Genomic DNA, 15774 nt, shown 5'->3' with positions numbered 1-15774 from the left:
TCGGTACACTTTTTCTATTGCCCATATAAGCCCCATATCCGCCTTGTTTCCAACTCTGGTATTATTTACCGTCTGACTGCTTAAAATTGAATACAGGGCAAACTGTGAATCCCCTAGCATGATATAAAACCTTTTTGATAATGGCTTGCCTGCTGATGTATTTTAGAAAGGTTTATCATCATGAAAATAACTGAAGTTATAAAAAAAGACGGTAGTAAAGTCTATCGTGCTAATATATATCTAGGAGTTGACCAGGTAACAGGAAAGAAAGTAAAAACCAAAGTAACAGGTCGGACACATAAAGAGGTAAAGCAAAAGGCCACTAAAGAAAAAATAGCTTTTCAAAAAGCAGGATCTACCAGACAAAAGGCTGTTACCATAAAAAACTATCAAGAATTGGCAACTCTCTGGTGGGAAAGCTATAAGAATACAGTTAAGCCAAACACTCAAGGAAACGTTAGAGCGCTAATAGATAATCACATATTGCCTACATTCGGGGAGTATAAGCTCGATAAGCTCACTACTCCACTTATCCAGTCCATTATCAACGAACTTGCTGATAAGACTAATAGAGGGGAAAAAGGGGCTTTTCTACATTATGACAAGATACACGCTTTAAACAAACGTATCTTACAGTATGGCGTAACCATGCAAGCTATACCGTCCAATCCTGCGCGTGATGTGGTTTTACCTCGCAACACTCAGAAAGCAAAGCGACAAAAGCTAAAGCACTTTGATAATCAAGAGTTAAAAAAGTTTCTTGTTTATCTTGATAATTTAGATAGTTGTAAATATCGTTATTACTATGATGTAACGCTCTATAAGTTCCTACTGGCAACTGGTTGTCGTATCAATGAAGCTTTAGCCCTTTCTTGGTCTGATATAGATTTAGATAATGCTATCGTGCATGTCACCAAAACACTAAATCGGTATTTAGAAATCAATAGCCCAAAGTCGAAGTCTAGTTATCGGGATATAGATATAGATCAAGAGACTGTTAGCATGCTGAAGCAGTACAAACTACGCCAAACTAAAGAAGCTTGGAAGATAGGGCAACGTGAAAGTGTCGTATTTTCTGACTTCATTCATGAATATACTAGCATTGTAAAACTTAAAAAAAGATTACTAACACATTTTAAGCGTGCTGACGTTCCTAACATTGGCTTTCACGGATTCCGGCACACTCACGCTAGTCTCTTGCTTAACTCTGGAATACCATACAAAGAACTCCAACACCGTCTAGGTCACTCTCAAATCAGCATGACCATGGACACATATAGCCACCTCTCAAAAGAGAACGCAAAAAAAGCAGTATCATTCTACGAAACTGCACTAAAAGCACTATAAGGGGAGCAAAAAGGGGAGCAAATTCAAAAATTAACAATTCAAGACAAAGCAAAAAGCCAATAGCAACAGGGTTTTTGTTAGATTTATTTTAAAAAAGGCTCATTTTTCTACAAAATAGTTATCTTTGAAACTCCTTTTCTAAAGGCCTTCTTTTTCTGATATAATGTAGAAAAACAGCTAAAGGAAAGACTATGAAACCACTACTTGAAACCATCGATACTCGCTTTGGAACTGCCAGCAAGCATGCCTTTTCCCGAGGAAATACCCTGCCTTATACAGGCCTTCCTTTTGGGATGAATTACTTTGTGCCCCAGACCAGTGACCAGGAGGGCTCTTGGTTTTTCGATCCGCATCTGCCTATCTTTCAGGGGATTCGACTAACCCACCAACCCAGTCCTTGGATTGGGGACTACTCTTGGCTCCTCCTGACACCTGTCACAGGTCAACTAGGTGGAGACAGTCTCTTCCACCGCCAATCTTCCTATGATATGAATAAGGCTACTTTCCAGCCTCATTATCTGAAGATTTTCTCCCTGCGCTATCAGATTGAAAGCCAGCTCACACCGACTTGCTACGGAGCTTCTATTCGTTTGGAGCAAAAGCAAGGTAAAGCCCTCTCCCTCTATCTTCACGCAGCAGATGAACTGACAGTAGAACAAGTAAATAAGCGGACTCTTGCCCTGCGACAAGAAGGTAAAACTGAAACCAATAAAAATTCGCTAACGATGTTCACTGCTCTACAGTCGAATACGGATATTCTTGCTATCAGCCAAGAAGGTGGAGACTGGCGAATTGACTTAGCAAGCAGCCATGCTGAGATTCAACTAGGCACTTCTTTCATCTCCCCTTCTCAAGCTCTAGTCAATCTACCTCAAGAAGATTTTGATAGCAGTAAAGCAAGTGCCCAAGCGAACTGGGAAAATCTCCTCCATCGTTTTGACGTTATCGAGACAGGAGAGGCTGACCGAACCTTCTTTGACCACTGCCTTTACAGACTCTTCCTCTTCCCACAGACTTTTTATGAGGTTGATGAATCAGGGCAAGCAATCCACAAAGATCTGGCTACTGGAACTGTCAAGCCCGGTGTCCTCTTTAGCAACAATGGTTTCTGGGATACCTTCCGCACCACCTTCCCCCTCTTTGCCCTTATCATACCAGAGCATTATCGTCTCTTTTTAGAAGGTTTCCTCAATAGCTACCGCGATACCGGATTTCTTCCAAAATGGCTGGCCCCAGATGAACGTGGCATGATGCCGGGTACCCTGCTAGATGGCATTATCGCAGATAGCGCCTGCAAGGACATGGCTCCCGACTTGGAAGAAGAACTCCTTCAAGCCATGCTTGAAACAGCCAGCAAGTCCGACCCTCTTGGCATCAATGGCCGCCACGGACTAGCCCAATACCAAGAACTAGGCTACCTATCTACCGACCACCACGAAAGCGTCAGCCACACCCTAGACTATGCCTATAGTGACTTTTGTATCGCAAGCTGTGCCGAAAAACTGGGGCAAATAGAGATTGCTGAGACTTATAAGACTACTTCACACAATTACCGACATCTATTTGACGCTGAGACAGGTTACATGCGAGCGCGTGATAGTCAAGGCAACTTCCGCCTTGACTTCTCTCCTTATAGTTGGGGACGTGATTATGCCGAATGTTCAGCCATCCAAGCAACTTTAGGCGTCCTTCACGACATCCCAGACTTAATCCAACTTATGGGTGGAAAAGAAACCTTCAGCAACTATCTTTTGAAAACCTGTCAAGATGCTCCCCTCTTTGAGACAATAGGCTATGGCTACGAGATTCACGAAATGAGCGAAATGTCTACTGCTCCTTTTGGGCAACTCGCCATTTCCAACCAGCCAAGCTTCCACATTCCTTATCTCTTCCGCTACAGCGATTACCCTTACTACACTGCCCTTCTCATCAAGACGCTCCGTCAGAAAGCTTTTCACCCAAGTTGGGAAGCCTATCCTGGCGATGAAGACAATGGCAGTCTCTCAGCCTGGTACATCTGGTCAGCTCTCGGATTTTATCCGACCTGTCCAGGAAAACCAAGCTATGATCTCGGAATTCCTCTCTTTGACCATCTCCGAGTCTATCTTGCCAAAGAAGATAAATGGCTAGATATTCATGCTGAGCAAAACCACAGCCATTTTAACTTTGTAAAAGAATGCCGACTGGATAAAACACTCGTATCAACTATTCAACACCAAAACCTCTTAAAAGCTGAACAACTAACCTTCACACTTAGCTGGTTACCAAGTCATCGCTAAATAATAAAAAATCTGCAATCCCCAAGGTTATCCACAATCTGTGAATAACTATCCCAAGCTGTGCTTAACTCTTGAGTTGCAGCAATTAAAACTACTTTATAATCCTCAAAAGTTACTAAATTGGTCACACAAATAAGAAATATCACTAAAATAATCAGAAGTTATCCACACTTATCCACAACCTGTTAGTAACTTTTATGAATAGCTAAGACTTATCTCTCACGAACACTAAAAAGAGCCTGACTCCAGGCTCTTTAGTCTATTATTTCTTCTCAGCGCGAAGGGCTGACAAGATTTGTGTACGGATATCATCCACACCATTTGGCGTATTTGGTAAAAAGATAGTCTGATTTCCTTTAGAGGCAAAGGTATTTAAGGTATCCAAATACTGGTTGGTCAAGAGGATAGACATGATTTGCTCTTCTGTCATACCAACATTGGCTTCCTTGAGTTCTGTGATAGACTCTGCCAATCCATCCACAATCGCCTTACGTTGTTGGGCAATCCCCACACCATGGAGGCGGTCTTTTTCTGCTTCGGCTTCAGCTGCAGTGACGATTTTAATCTTGTCGGCTTCCGCCAATTCTTGCGCTGCGACCCGTTTGCGTTGCGCCGCATTGATTTCATTCATGGATTGCTTGACTTCTGCATCTGGTTCGACCTTAGTAATCAAGGTTTTCACAATAATATAACCGTAAGTAGTCATTTCTTCCGCCACTTGGTGTTGAACTTCGAGGGCAATCTCATCTTTTTTCTCAAACAATTCATCTAAGGTTAATTTGGGAACAGAAGAGCGAAGAGCATCTTCGATATAAGATTTAATCTGAGATTCTGGACGCATGAGTTTATAGTAGGCATCTGTCACGCTCTGCTCATTGACACGGTACTGAGTCGCCACATTCATCATAACGAACACATTATCCTTGGTCTTAGTCTCAACCACAATATCACTTTGCAACAAACGCAACTGAATCCGCGCTGCAATCGAGTCAATCCCAAAAGGCAAGCGAATATGAATACCGCTATTGGCAACCTTTTGGTATTTCCCAAAGCGTTCAATAATCGCCACCGACTGCTGACGAACTACATAAACTGTACTCAGTGTGACTATCACCAATAGGAGCACACAAACCACCACAAAAATCATCAAAAATGTTGCCATTATCGTGACCTCCATCATTATTTTTCCTGTATTATAGCACATTTAAAGAAGGCTGTGCAGTTTTTACTGCGATTTTTCCTGAAATGTCAATAATTAGAGGTGAATTGTCACATTGTCGTCTGATTTCTTGCTAAACCAACTGGTAAAGAATTAGGTGCACCATGCTAGTTCTCTCTAACTCCGTTGATTATCAACATACTATCTGAGCTTTACAAGTCGTGGACAAAGAAACGAAACAAGTAACGGTTAATCCCTTTAAAAGACTCACAAAAAACATCATTGAAGTGAACCGCACTCCAATAGTTCAAGCATCAAGTAAGGTTGATGATCTAAATTTGATGTGTATACTATTTTTGTCATCGGTTACCAATTACGTTCCTTAGGTATCTGAAAGGTCTATAATGAAGTCACCATCTGGTATCCAAAAACCGACTAGCTCCTATGAACTAGTCGGTTTTCTCATCAATGCGCCAACATTTCTTGGGCGATTTCTTGTCCAGATAGGTTATCTGGGTAGTAGGTTGGCCAGTTATCCATCTCTTCAAAGAGAGCTTCTTGGCTTGTACCTCCAAAGAAGATATGGAAATGTTCTGCCTTAACTGGGGCGATATTGTGGTCACTAAACTGAACATACTTGAATTGTCCAGCGTCAGCATCTGTGGCTTCAAAGAGGAAGCGCACGCCACGATTGCCTTTCTTATAAGTCAAGATTTTCTTGCCGACATACTTGTAAGTATATTTCTTACTTTGTCCACCTTGAACAAATTCCATAGTGTTATCAGTAATGTTAATCTTAGTCACATCTGTCTGATAGCCTTTTGTATAGTAAGCCTTGTACTCAGCCTGGGTCATCTTACCAGTCAACTTAGCCTTGTAGTCAAAGACTTGATCAAACGTACCATCTTCAAGGAAAGGATAAACTGATTGCCAGTTACCTGCATAGTCACTCAAGGTGCGGTCCTTGACATCTGCATCCTCAAAGTAACCATTTTGAACTGTCTTGGTATCCTCTGCCTTTTCAGGCTCAATTGCTGGGCCTTCTTGGTCTGTTGTTTGTTTTAGAGCCTTGAGGTTTTTCTCCATGATAGAGATGTAATTTTCTCCAGCCTTGGTATCCTCTTCTGTCAAACTTTCTAAAGGATTAAGGACATCTGTTTTGACACCTGCTTCTTTTGAAAGTGTGTTAGCAAGAGCTTGTGAAGCATTTTCTTCAAAGTAGATATAGGCGATTTTATTTTTCTTGACGTATTCTGTCAATTCTGCCAAACGAGCAGCTGATGGCTCGGCATCTGGAGAGAGGCCTGAGATTGCGACCTGCTTGAGTCCATAGTCCAAAGCAAGGTAGTTAAAGGCTGCGTGCTGAGTCACAAAGCTCTTTTGTTTAGCTTGAGATAAGCCTTCTGCATAAGCCTTATCCAAGGCTTGCAATTTTTCGATATAGGCAGCAGCATTCTTCTCAAAGGTCTCTTTTTTATCAGGATAATCTGCTGACAAGCTATCACGGATGTGCTCTACCAGTTTGATAGCACGGACTGGTGACAACCAAACATGGGGATCATACTCGTGATGATGACCTTCTTCTCCATGGTCATGGTCTCCCTCTTCTTCCTCGCCACCTGGCAAGAGCAACATATCGCCTGTTGCCTTTATGGTTTTCACTTTTTTCTTATCCAAAGTATCTAGCAATTTAGGGACCCATGTTTCCATGTTTTCATTTTCATAAACGAAAGTATCTGCATCTTGGATTTTGGCAACTGCCTTGGCAGATGGTTCATATTCATGGGGTTCTGTACCAGCACCGATAAGGAGTTCTACATTAGCAGTATCTCCTGCGACTTGCTTGGTAAATTCATAGACAGGGTAAAAGGTTGTCACGATATTGAGTTTGCCATCCGCCTGCTTTTGATTGGAACAAGCCACTAAAAACAGGGCACATAGACTGGCGAACAATAAGCTAATTTTTTTCACGTTAGTCTCCTATTTGATAAAACGTCTTACTAAACTAATGAGTAAAAAGACAGTTACAAAAATAATGGTAATACTTGCACTTGCAGGTGTTTCTGCATAATAGGAAATGTAAAGTCCTGCTACCATTCCCAAAAACCCAATCGCACTGGCAAGCAACATAACCGATTTAAAGTTTTTCCCCAGACGCAGGGCAATACTAGCTGGCAAGACCATAATGGTCGACACCAGCAGAGCTCCTGCTGCAGGAATCATCAGAGCAATAGCCACCCCTGTCACCATGTTAAAAAGAATAGACATGGTACGAACTGGCAAGCCATCCACAAAGGCCGTATCCTCATCAAAGGTCAAAATGTACATCGGACGAAGGAAGAGGAAGGTCAAAATCAAAACAACCGCCGCAATGACAAAAAGGGAAATAACCTGCTCTTCGCTGATAGTCACGATTGAACCAAAAAGATACTGGTCCAAACTCATAGAACTCGAGCTTTTACCCTTGCTCATGACAATCAGAGAAACAGCCAGACCTGTCGACATGAGGATAGCTGTCCCGATTTCCATAAAGCTCTTGTAAACCGTACGGAGATACTCCAAAAAGACCGCCGCAATCAAGACAATGGCAATCGTAGAAACAGTCGGAGAAATCCCTAGAACCAAACCAAAGGCTACACCTGAAAGTGAGACGTGGCTAAGAGTATCACTCATCAAACTCTGACGACGCAAGATCAGGAATGTTCCAAGAACTGGCGAGAAAAGACTCATAGCAATGACGGCTATAAAGGCACGCTGCATAAAGTCATAAGATAATAAACTAAGCATGGCCCACCTCCTGGTCATTCTCATGAACGTTGAAACAACGCCATGGCGAGTCTTGGTTACGGACTAGATGAATATTGCGGTCCGCATAGTCCTTAACTTCTTCAGGGTCATGAGTAATCATCAAAACAGCCTTGCCATGATGATGGGCGCTGTGGTGCATCAGTTCGTAAAATTCATTTTTACTTCCTGCATCCATCCCCGTTGTCGGCTCATCTAGGATAAACACATCTGGATCAGAGGCAAACATACGCGCAATCACCGCTCTCTGCTTTTGCCCCCCAGAGAGAGACCCCAAGCGTTTATCTCGGTGTTCCCACATGCCAACTGAGTCTAGACTAGCCTTAATATGCTCCTCATCATGAGCATTCAAGCGACGGAACCAACCCTTTCGCGGATAGCGGCCCGACTTGACAAATTCATAAACCGTACTTGGAAAACCAGCATTAAAACTGGCAATCTGTTGAGGAAGATAGGCTATTCTCAATTTTTTTCCCTGAGTATTTGTCTTTGAAATAGTCACCTTACCAATGCGTGGTTGGAGAATCCCAAGACTGGCTTTGATGAGTGTCGTCTTAGCTGCTCCATTCTCCCCCGTCAAGGTAACAAATTCCCCACTATCAACACTATAATTGATATGCTCAAGAACAGGCTCCTTATCATAATAGAAGGACAAATCCTCTACCGTAATATATCTCATTATTTGATTTCTCCTACTAAAGCAGTCAAAAACCGCTGAATCACTTTTTGTTCATTTGGAGTAAACTGAGTCGCCACTTGTTCATAGGTTAAAAGCGTATGCTCATGGTGATGATGGTGCTCCTCAGCAATTGGACGAGCCAAGTCAGTCAACTGATAAAAAATCACACGCGCATCCTTAGGATCTTTAGACGTTTCCAACATTCCTTCCTTGACCAAAGACTTAATGGCCTTGGTAACTGCCGCCTGACTGACATTGAGACGACGAGCCAACTCTGAATTTGTTAAAGATTCCTCTGACAAAAGCATGAGGATATGCTCCTGAGTATTGGTCAGAGCTACCTCGCTAGTACAATGACCTATTAGGATTTCATGTTGGTTTTCCGCCTGTAAAATCACCTCATTCAAAAAGGCATCGATATCCTTCGCTAGCTGTCTCATATCTGACTCCTTTCCTTTTGGACTTCTCTTTTTATGAGAAAAATACTATTCTTTGGAATTTTATTTACCAGTTAATTATATCACAAGCAAAAAAAGAGTCAAGAAAAAACGTGAAAACTAGTTTCATCCTTGAACTCTTCTATACTATTATCTATTGAAATGCCTTGACATCTCCATCATAAGTTGCCCAGTCTTTACTGAAGAAGCGCTCATTCAAATGGTACGTCGGAGCTGGGGTGGGATTGGATAGGAAAGGATCAACTGCCTTGTCAAAAGCCAACCAACCCAACCAACCAATATGAATGGTATCCTTCATAAAAAAAGGCTCCCCTCCATCCTTAGAAAAATCTGCTATATTAGTAAAACCTTGACTTTCTAACTGGTAGCGAATCTTCTGTACCGTTTGTTGGTACATATCCTCTCGTAGACCAGCATAGTCCATCCATTTTTTATTAACAGGTGGAATGATAAAAATCGGGTTTACCTTGGATTTAGAAAACTGTGTCAACACCAACTGCAAATCATTATATTCTGGCGACTTGAGATAGGTATGTGTTTTCTGAGAACCTTTTAATTTCTTCAAATCCTTTTTAATCTGAGTAGTATAGAAATAATTTTCCATTCCTAAATCATTATTAGAAGTATTCTTTTCGGCATCTGCTTTAACAATATCTTCTATGGCTTGATAAGAAAACTGGTCCGGCAAGGTTTTTAAATATCTACCCACATGCTTATCATAATTGACATAGCCCCTAACAGAAAACTGACCAAAAAAGGAAGCTTGGCGTTCATTAAACCGAGCCAATAATTCAATCATTTCATTGTCTTCATTCGACAATTCTTCTTTGCTTGCCAACTTCTGAACCAGTTCCTTCATAGCTACGTTGGGAAACTGCTGTAGTAAGCGAGTCGCTGCATATTGACTAGCCTGATCTCCAGATTGATTTTCCAGAAAACTGGTCAACTGGTCTCCATTAAAATATTCCTGGAAAGCTGCTGGTTCATAACCATTTTTACTGAACCACTGTGGTGAGATAACATACACAACTTGTTTATTCTCTAGCTGTGGCAACATCTGTTGCATCCCAAAATACTGATTGAGTGATGCAGCTCCTCTCTGTCCTAAAAGATAGGGACGGTAGGAGCGATTGTACTTCTCAGCCAAAACTGCAGGATGAGCACCATCAAAACGAAGCCATTCACTGGAGCCAAAGAAGGGAACAAAACGCATATTTGGATCAGATAGGGCTCTGACCTTTTGACTTCGCTCCTTAAAACTATCGATAGTAGTAGCCACCGCTGAACGCTTTTCAGCTCCTAGATTATGATGCATCTCAGTAGGATAAAAGAAAATGAGCAGAAAAACCAACAAGCCAGCTATCAAGACCGGTCCGAAGATCATCCATAAGCGTTTAAGCATTTTGTAGCTCCACAATGCCAGCTATGATTTTATTGGCTGTATTCCAGTCATCACGACCAAATTCTGTTACAGGGACACGAATGTCAAAACGGTTTTCAATCTCCACAATCAATTCAACCGTTCCCATACTATCCAAGACACCTGCGTCAAAAAGATCTTCATCCATCATGTCAGAAACATCTTCCATAAACAACTCATCAATAATTTCGATAACTTCTGATTTGATATCCATATTTTATTTCCTTTTATTTTTTAAACCATAAATCATTCAAAAATCCAGAAAAGATTAAGAATGACAGCATGACGACATGGAAGGTAACAACCATGCCAAGCAACTGAATCCAGCGATTCTCAGGTAGAGTAGGCTTCCCTGCTTTTTTCCGTTCCTTATTGAGCGTTTTTTTCTTGCGAATCCAAGCGTCATTGATAACCAGTCCAATCCCATGAAAGAGTCCATAGGCGATATAGTACCAGGTCACACCGTGCCAAAATCCCATAATCAGCATATTTACAATATAGGCCACGCTTGAGGTTACATTGCGATTTTTAAAGACCTTCTTTCTGGTCAATACCATCACCATCCGCATAAAGACAAAGTCACGGAACCAGAAAGAAAGACTCATGTGCCAACGATTCCAAAACTCTTTTAAATCCCTAGACAGAAAGGGCTTATTAAAGTTGATAGGGCTACGGATTCCCATTAAGTTTGAGATAGCCAAGGCAAACATAGAGTAACCTGCAAAGTCAAAGAAGAGCTCCAAACCAAAGGTATACATAACTACCAAGGCATAGGGGTTAAAGAAGCCACCTGACTGCAGGGCTAGATTCTTCAGAGGAGGTAGTAAAGTTTCTCCTAAAACATGAGCTAGGATAAACTTGTACAAAAATCCCCACATGATATAGCGAACAGATTCATCCAGCATATCCATCAACTCATCCCGCTCAGGAATGGTCTGATAATTTTCATTAAAACGCTTAAAGCGATCGATTGGACCACTTGAAAAAGTCGGCATGAAGAGAAGGAAACGGAGGAATTCCCAGAGGGTAAAATCCTTAATCACTCCATCTCTCAGCTCGATGATAATCCCAACCGAACGAAAGGTCAGGTAAGAAATACCCAAAAAGCCAAGCAAAGACTGCGTTCCATTGATAGCTGGCTGCACCTTGACAAAGATAATCGGCAGTAAGGACAGAAAACTAACTAGGTAGAAAACCCACTTACCATCCTTACTTTTTCGATAGTGCTTATAGAAAAGCAAGAGCAATATTTCCCAGCACAGATAAATGCCCAAGGCAGCCAATTGATTAGTCTTCCCACCTACCAGCATGGTAACGATAAAGAAGAGACTAACCAATACCTCGTACCAGGCAAAGCGTTTCTTGAAAAAGAGGCCGATAAAGATGGGCAAGGTTGCAACAATCACATAGACAAAATACTGAGGATTGCCGTATGGCTCTAAATGAGGAAGCTGTTTAAAGAACTCCATCATCTCCTATTTACCTCATTAATCAATCCTTTGATATCAATTTTTCCATTTGGAGTCAGTGGCAAACTGTCTCGGTAAAGGAATTTAGACGGCATCATGTAGGACATCATGATGTCTGTCAAATCTTCCTTGATGGCCTTAGTAATATCGATATCACGCTCAAACTGCTCACGAACACCATCTTTTAAGATGACATAGGCCAATAGATTTTGCACCTTGTGGTCTTTGTTATAGCGCGGAACAGCGACAGCAGACTCAATATAGCGAGACTTGTTAAGATTTTGAGAGACATCTTCTAACTCAATGCGGTAACCGTTAAACTTAATCTGGAAGTCCATGCGTCCTCCGTAGAGAAGCAAGCCTTCATCTGTCATAGTTCCCACATCTCCTGTATGGTAGGCTGGTAGACCTTCAAACTCAAAGAAGGCTTCCCCTGTTTTTTCAGGATTGTTCATATATCCTTTTGAAACAGCTGGTCCAGAAACAATGATTTCTCCCTGTTCGCCATTTGGCAGTTTATTTCCTTCCTCGTCAATGATAAAGGTTGGAGAATCAGCCTTGGTATAGCCAATTGGTAGACGTTTGAGATTCGCTAGCATCTCATCTGTCACGGCAACTGCTGACAGGGCCACTGTCGCTTCTGTTGGGCCGTAAGCATTGATAATACGGGCATTTGGGAAACGTTCGCGCAGTTTTTGAGCCGTTTTAACCGTCAATTCTTCACCATCAAAGTAGAAATGCGTGATGCCAGGCATTTTCTCGCTATTAAAGTCTTCTGACAACATAGCCATATCCGCAAAAGAAGGCGTTGAAGTCCAGATAGCGATTGGCAATGAAAAAATGGTCGCAAAGAGTTGCTTAAAGTCCTGAGTAATAGCTGAAGGAAGGGCAAAAAGCGTACCTCCCAGTGCCAAGGTCGGCGCCCAGTACATGACGGACAGGTCAAAAGAATAAGGTGGCTGAGCCAGCATTTGCGGACGACTTGGCGTCGCAAATTCCTTATCCGTAATCATCCAGTTGGTAAAGCTGAGGAGATTATCATGTGAAATCTGCACTCCCTTTGGCTTACCAGTCGTACCAGAAGTAAAGATAATGTAGTAGTTATCATCGCCCTTGACTGGATGCGTGATCTCATAGCTAGTCCCTTGAGCAAAGGCTTCTTGAACCTGCTCCAAATTCAGCATCGGTGTGCTAGTTTGCTCTAATGGAAAATCTGAGATAGCAATAATCAAGCTTGGCTCTGCAACTTCTACGATGGCAGAAACTCGTTCCAAGGCCGAATGACTATCAATTGGAATGTAGGCATGTCCTGACTTAGTCAAGGCTACAAAAGTTGCCAACATTTCATACTCTTTGCCACCAAAAACGACTACAGGAGACTTCTCAGGCAAGCCTAGTTGGTCAATAGCTGCAGCCAAACTATCCGAATCAGCCTTTAAATCGCCATAAGTGTGTTCCTGCCCCAAAACATTATAGACAGGATAGCTAGGCTGGGTCTGAGCAAAATACTCAATGGTTTCAATCATATCTACTATTGGTTTATTTGACACAATAGGGATTCTCCTTCAAGTTAAAATTCATTATAGATAAAGCTTCCTTGACCCTGACCAAGATAGCTAAAGAAGTAAAGCAGCCCTAGAAAGATAAGAAAATACAAGGCTGTCCGACCAAGAAAGAGGTACAATTCTTTTCTCTGTTTCATCAAGAAAAACCATTCATTTCTGTAATTTTTCGCTAAAATAAGAGTGATTCTTACTAGCTTATTTTTCTACCATTGTACCATTTTATAGGTTAATTTTTCAATTGTTTACCCTACATTTTCACTGCATTTAAGCTAATTTTAAAGATTATGCAGTTTTTCTATGTATATTTCAAATAGAGTGTTCCTGGTTCAAAATTCCATTTCAGGAGACAATGAAGTAAATATTCCCATAATAAAACGCACAATATCAAGTTTTTTCAACACCTGATACTATGCGCTTTTCTAATTTTTCAAGACTTTTTAACTAGTCTCTCATTTAAAATAATCTCGTCTGATATAAATTAAAATAGCTTCTATCATCAGACAAATTGCTGATAGCCAAAAACTGATGCTAATACCAAAATTCTCAGTAATATAGCTCATTAGCAAAACAAATACTGAAAATGCTAATGTCGAAATCACTTCCAGAACGGAATAGACATTAACCAAGTTATTTTCCTCTACTGTTTCCTGAAGAAATACAGTTTCAGGAACTTCTTTTAGCTGCGATAACATACCAACTAAAGCCGAAAATACTAAAAACACCTGTGCATTTGGAAAAAGTAGAATAGTCAGTGTCACTATTGCCATAGCTACAAGAGAAAAAAGAATACTTTCCCATTTAGCAGCGAGGAACTTTTCAGATAGCCTAAAAGCAATTAAGCCACTAATTATAATCCCAATAGAGTATGCTGTATTAGAATATCCCCAGTAACTTTCCGTTTTATTTAATAACTCAGTTACAAAAACAAGTATGATAGACGAAACCCAAATCGTATTTGAGAAAATCTCAAATAAATTTGCTGATACAAAAAGTCTTAATCTAGGATCTCTAGCAACTAACTTCCAACCTTTGAGCAAAATTTCAAGATTGGTCTCTGACTCTAGTACCTCCACTTCAGCCTTAGGCAGAAATAACATCAGAAAGCTAGAAATGATATACAAGATTAAAATGATAAACGTGGTAGGCAACAGACCAATTGTTGCAAACAAGAGTCCACCCAACCCCCACCCTACCAATTGAACAGCTTCACCAGTCATTGACAAGGCTGAGTTAGCCTTGCCCAAATCGGTCGCATAGCGCGGCACAATAGCATAGGAAACGGGTGCTGCAAAACCATCTAATATGGAAATTGCAACAACAAATAGATAGATCACCAAAGGCGCTACTGATTGCATTACGGTAAACATTCCTACCAGTATCGCCAATAATATAGTCTTTCCAAATTGGGATAAAGATAAAACCCTATTTAGCGCTATCCTTTTAGTAACTAAAGGAACTAAAAGACTTGCAACAAAAGAGGATATCCCTATTAAAATGGGAACTAGTGATGTGGCAATTACTGATTTTGAAATAATGTATATGTTAGCAATGATTGTTACTCTAAAGAAAATATCTGCTAAATTTGCAAACAATTGAGAGACTAACAACTTGATAAATGAATTAGACATATAAGGCTCCCATCTTAGTTGCCAACTTTGGAATTACAATTTGATTTTTAATATTTTAGCATAAAATAACAGAAAACAAAAGTGAGGTATTTCACATGAAAAAACAAAAACTATTGCCTTTATTATTCCTACTTTTTAAAGGAAAGATTATTATCTTTGTTGGCTAGCTCTAAGAAGTTATACTCAACGAAAAAAGCCTGAGATTTTCATCTCAAGCTTTTCAACATAATTGTTTTCTAGATTAGAAAAGCGAGAATACAAGCACGGCCAAGGCTGCACCGATAACAGGTCCCACAACTGGAATCCAAGCGTAAGACCAATCTCCGTCTCCCTTGTTTGAAATTGGCAAGATGCTATGCATGATACGAGGTCCAAGGTCACGCGCAGGGTTCAAGGCACAACCTGTTGTTCCACCTAGTGATAGAACGATACCGACAATCAAAGTTCCCACTGCGAAGGTTCCGATTCCTGCTTGAAGGTCATAAAGTCCCAAAGCAAAGATTGTTAATACCAATACAAAAGTTCCTAGGATTTCACTAATCAAGTTTGATACAGTATCTTTTATAGCTGGTCCAGTACTGAAGGTTGCCAGGATATTGCCTGCATTTTCTTCTGCCTCATAATGCGGTTTGAATTGCAACCAAACCAAAATCTGACCCAGCATAGCCCCTGCGAACTGAGCTAGGATGTATGGGAAAACGGAAGCCCAAGAGAGCGTTCCTTTTAAGGCCATCGCAAACGTTACAGCTGGATTTAGGTGGGCTGGGCTGAGCGTGCCAGATACAAAAGCCGCAACGGCTACAGCAATTCCCCAACCCATAGTAATCACAATCCAACCTGCATTGTTGCTCTTGGTTTTAGGAAGAACCACACCTGCAACAACACCATTTCCTAGAAGAATCAGGATTAAAGTCCCCAAAAATTCTCCAAATAATTCTTTCATCATATCGTTGTCTCCATTTTAA

At 41.0% G+C, this 15774-nt stretch carries 14 protein-coding genes; 2 read left to right on the top strand and 12 right to left on the bottom strand.

Going from position 1 to position 15774, the window contains the following annotated elements; translation table 11 throughout:
• Window positions 1-180: 180 nt before the first annotated feature.
• Together B7696_RS05730 and B7696_RS05725 are read left to right on the top strand one after the other, a co-directional pair.
• Window positions 181-1347: a tyrosine-type recombinase/integrase gene (locus tag B7696_RS05730; RefSeq protein WP_084862654.1), complete on the top strand. Its 1167-nt coding sequence runs from the start codon at window positions 181-183 to the stop codon at window positions 1345-1347.
• 191 nt (window positions 1348-1538) lie between these two features.
• On the top strand, window positions 1539-3626 hold the full coding sequence (locus B7696_RS05725) for a GH92 family glycosyl hydrolase (protein ID WP_084862653.1): 2088 nt from the start codon (window positions 1539-1541) through the stop codon (window positions 3624-3626).
• 262 nt (window positions 3627-3888) lie between these two features.
• On the opposite strand, the gene B7696_RS05720 is transcribed toward B7696_RS05725, so the two are convergent.
• The 12 genes from B7696_RS05720 to B7696_RS05665 all read right to left on the bottom strand — a co-directional run bounded on the left by B7696_RS05720 (window position 3889) and on the right by B7696_RS05665 (window position 15755).
• The gene (locus B7696_RS05720; protein WP_004235732.1) at window positions 3889-4773 is read right to left on the bottom strand and encodes an SPFH domain-containing protein; all 885 of its coding nucleotides are present in this window, start codon (window positions 4771-4773) and stop codon (window positions 3889-3891) included.
• A gap of 477 nt (window positions 4774-5250) precedes the next feature.
• Window positions 5251-6756, bottom strand: a complete 1506-nt coding sequence (gene adcA / locus B7696_RS05715; protein WP_084862651.1) for a zinc ABC transporter substrate-binding lipoprotein AdcA — start codon at window positions 6754-6756, stop codon at window positions 5251-5253.
• Between the two features lie 9 nt (window positions 6757-6765).
• Complete coding sequence (locus B7696_RS05710) at window positions 6766-7572, bottom strand: metal ABC transporter permease (protein WP_084862649.1); 807 nt, start codon at window positions 7570-7572, stop codon at window positions 6766-6768.
• The gene (locus B7696_RS05705; RefSeq protein ID WP_001269496.1) at window positions 7565-8269 is read right to left on the bottom strand and encodes a metal ABC transporter ATP-binding protein; all 705 of its coding nucleotides are present in this window, start codon (window positions 8267-8269) and stop codon (window positions 7565-7567) included. Before B7696_RS05705 ends, B7696_RS05710 begins: the two co-directional genes overlap by 8 nt.
• A complete protein-coding gene (gene adcR / locus B7696_RS05700) occupies window positions 8269-8709 on the bottom strand; it encodes a zinc-dependent transcriptional regulator AdcR (protein WP_001249308.1) in 441 nt (146 codons plus the stop codon). The genes B7696_RS05705 and adcR overlap by 1 nt, the downstream gene beginning before the upstream one ends.
• Before the next feature lie 151 nt (window positions 8710-8860).
• Window positions 8861-10129, bottom strand: coding sequence for a D-alanyl-lipoteichoic acid biosynthesis protein DltD (gene dltD, locus B7696_RS05695; protein WP_084862648.1), 1269 nt, complete (start codon window positions 10127-10129; stop codon window positions 8861-8863).
• Window positions 10122-10361: a D-alanine--poly(phosphoribitol) ligase subunit DltC gene (gene dltC / locus B7696_RS05690; RefSeq protein ID WP_000351967.1), complete on the bottom strand. Its 240-nt coding sequence runs from the start codon at window positions 10359-10361 to the stop codon at window positions 10122-10124. Before dltC ends, dltD begins: the two co-directional genes overlap by 8 nt.
• 13 nt (window positions 10362-10374) lie before the next feature.
• Window positions 10375-11619, bottom strand: a complete 1245-nt coding sequence (dltB, locus tag B7696_RS05685; RefSeq protein ID WP_084862646.1) for a D-alanyl-lipoteichoic acid biosynthesis protein DltB — start codon at window positions 11617-11619, stop codon at window positions 10375-10377.
• A complete protein-coding gene (gene dltA / locus B7696_RS05680; RefSeq protein ID WP_084862644.1) occupies window positions 11616-13166 on the bottom strand; it encodes a D-alanine--poly(phosphoribitol) ligase subunit DltA in 1551 nt (516 codons plus the stop codon). Before dltA ends, dltB begins: the two co-directional genes overlap by 4 nt.
• Window positions 13167-13186: 20 nt before the next feature.
• The gene (locus B7696_RS05675; RefSeq protein WP_000813667.1) at window positions 13187-13318 is read right to left on the bottom strand and encodes a teichoic acid D-Ala incorporation-associated protein DltX; all 132 of its coding nucleotides are present in this window, start codon (window positions 13316-13318) and stop codon (window positions 13187-13189) included.
• Between the two features lie 312 nt (window positions 13319-13630).
• The gene (locus tag B7696_RS05670) at window positions 13631-14809 is read right to left on the bottom strand and encodes a ryptide export MFS transporter (RefSeq protein WP_084862642.1); all 1179 of its coding nucleotides are present in this window, start codon (window positions 14807-14809) and stop codon (window positions 13631-13633) included.
• Between the two features lie 241 nt (window positions 14810-15050).
• The gene (locus B7696_RS05665; protein WP_020902151.1) at window positions 15051-15755 is read right to left on the bottom strand and encodes an MIP/aquaporin family protein; all 705 of its coding nucleotides are present in this window, start codon (window positions 15753-15755) and stop codon (window positions 15051-15053) included.
• Window positions 15756-15774 lie beyond the last annotated feature (19 nt).

The organism is Streptococcus mitis (genome assembly GCF_002096815.1).
GTDB classification, from domain to species: Bacteria; Bacillota; Bacilli; order Lactobacillales; family Streptococcaceae; genus Streptococcus; species Streptococcus mitis_AD.
Note: the sequence above shows the minus strand (reverse complement) of the source record. Positions and strands in the feature narration are given on the sequence as shown.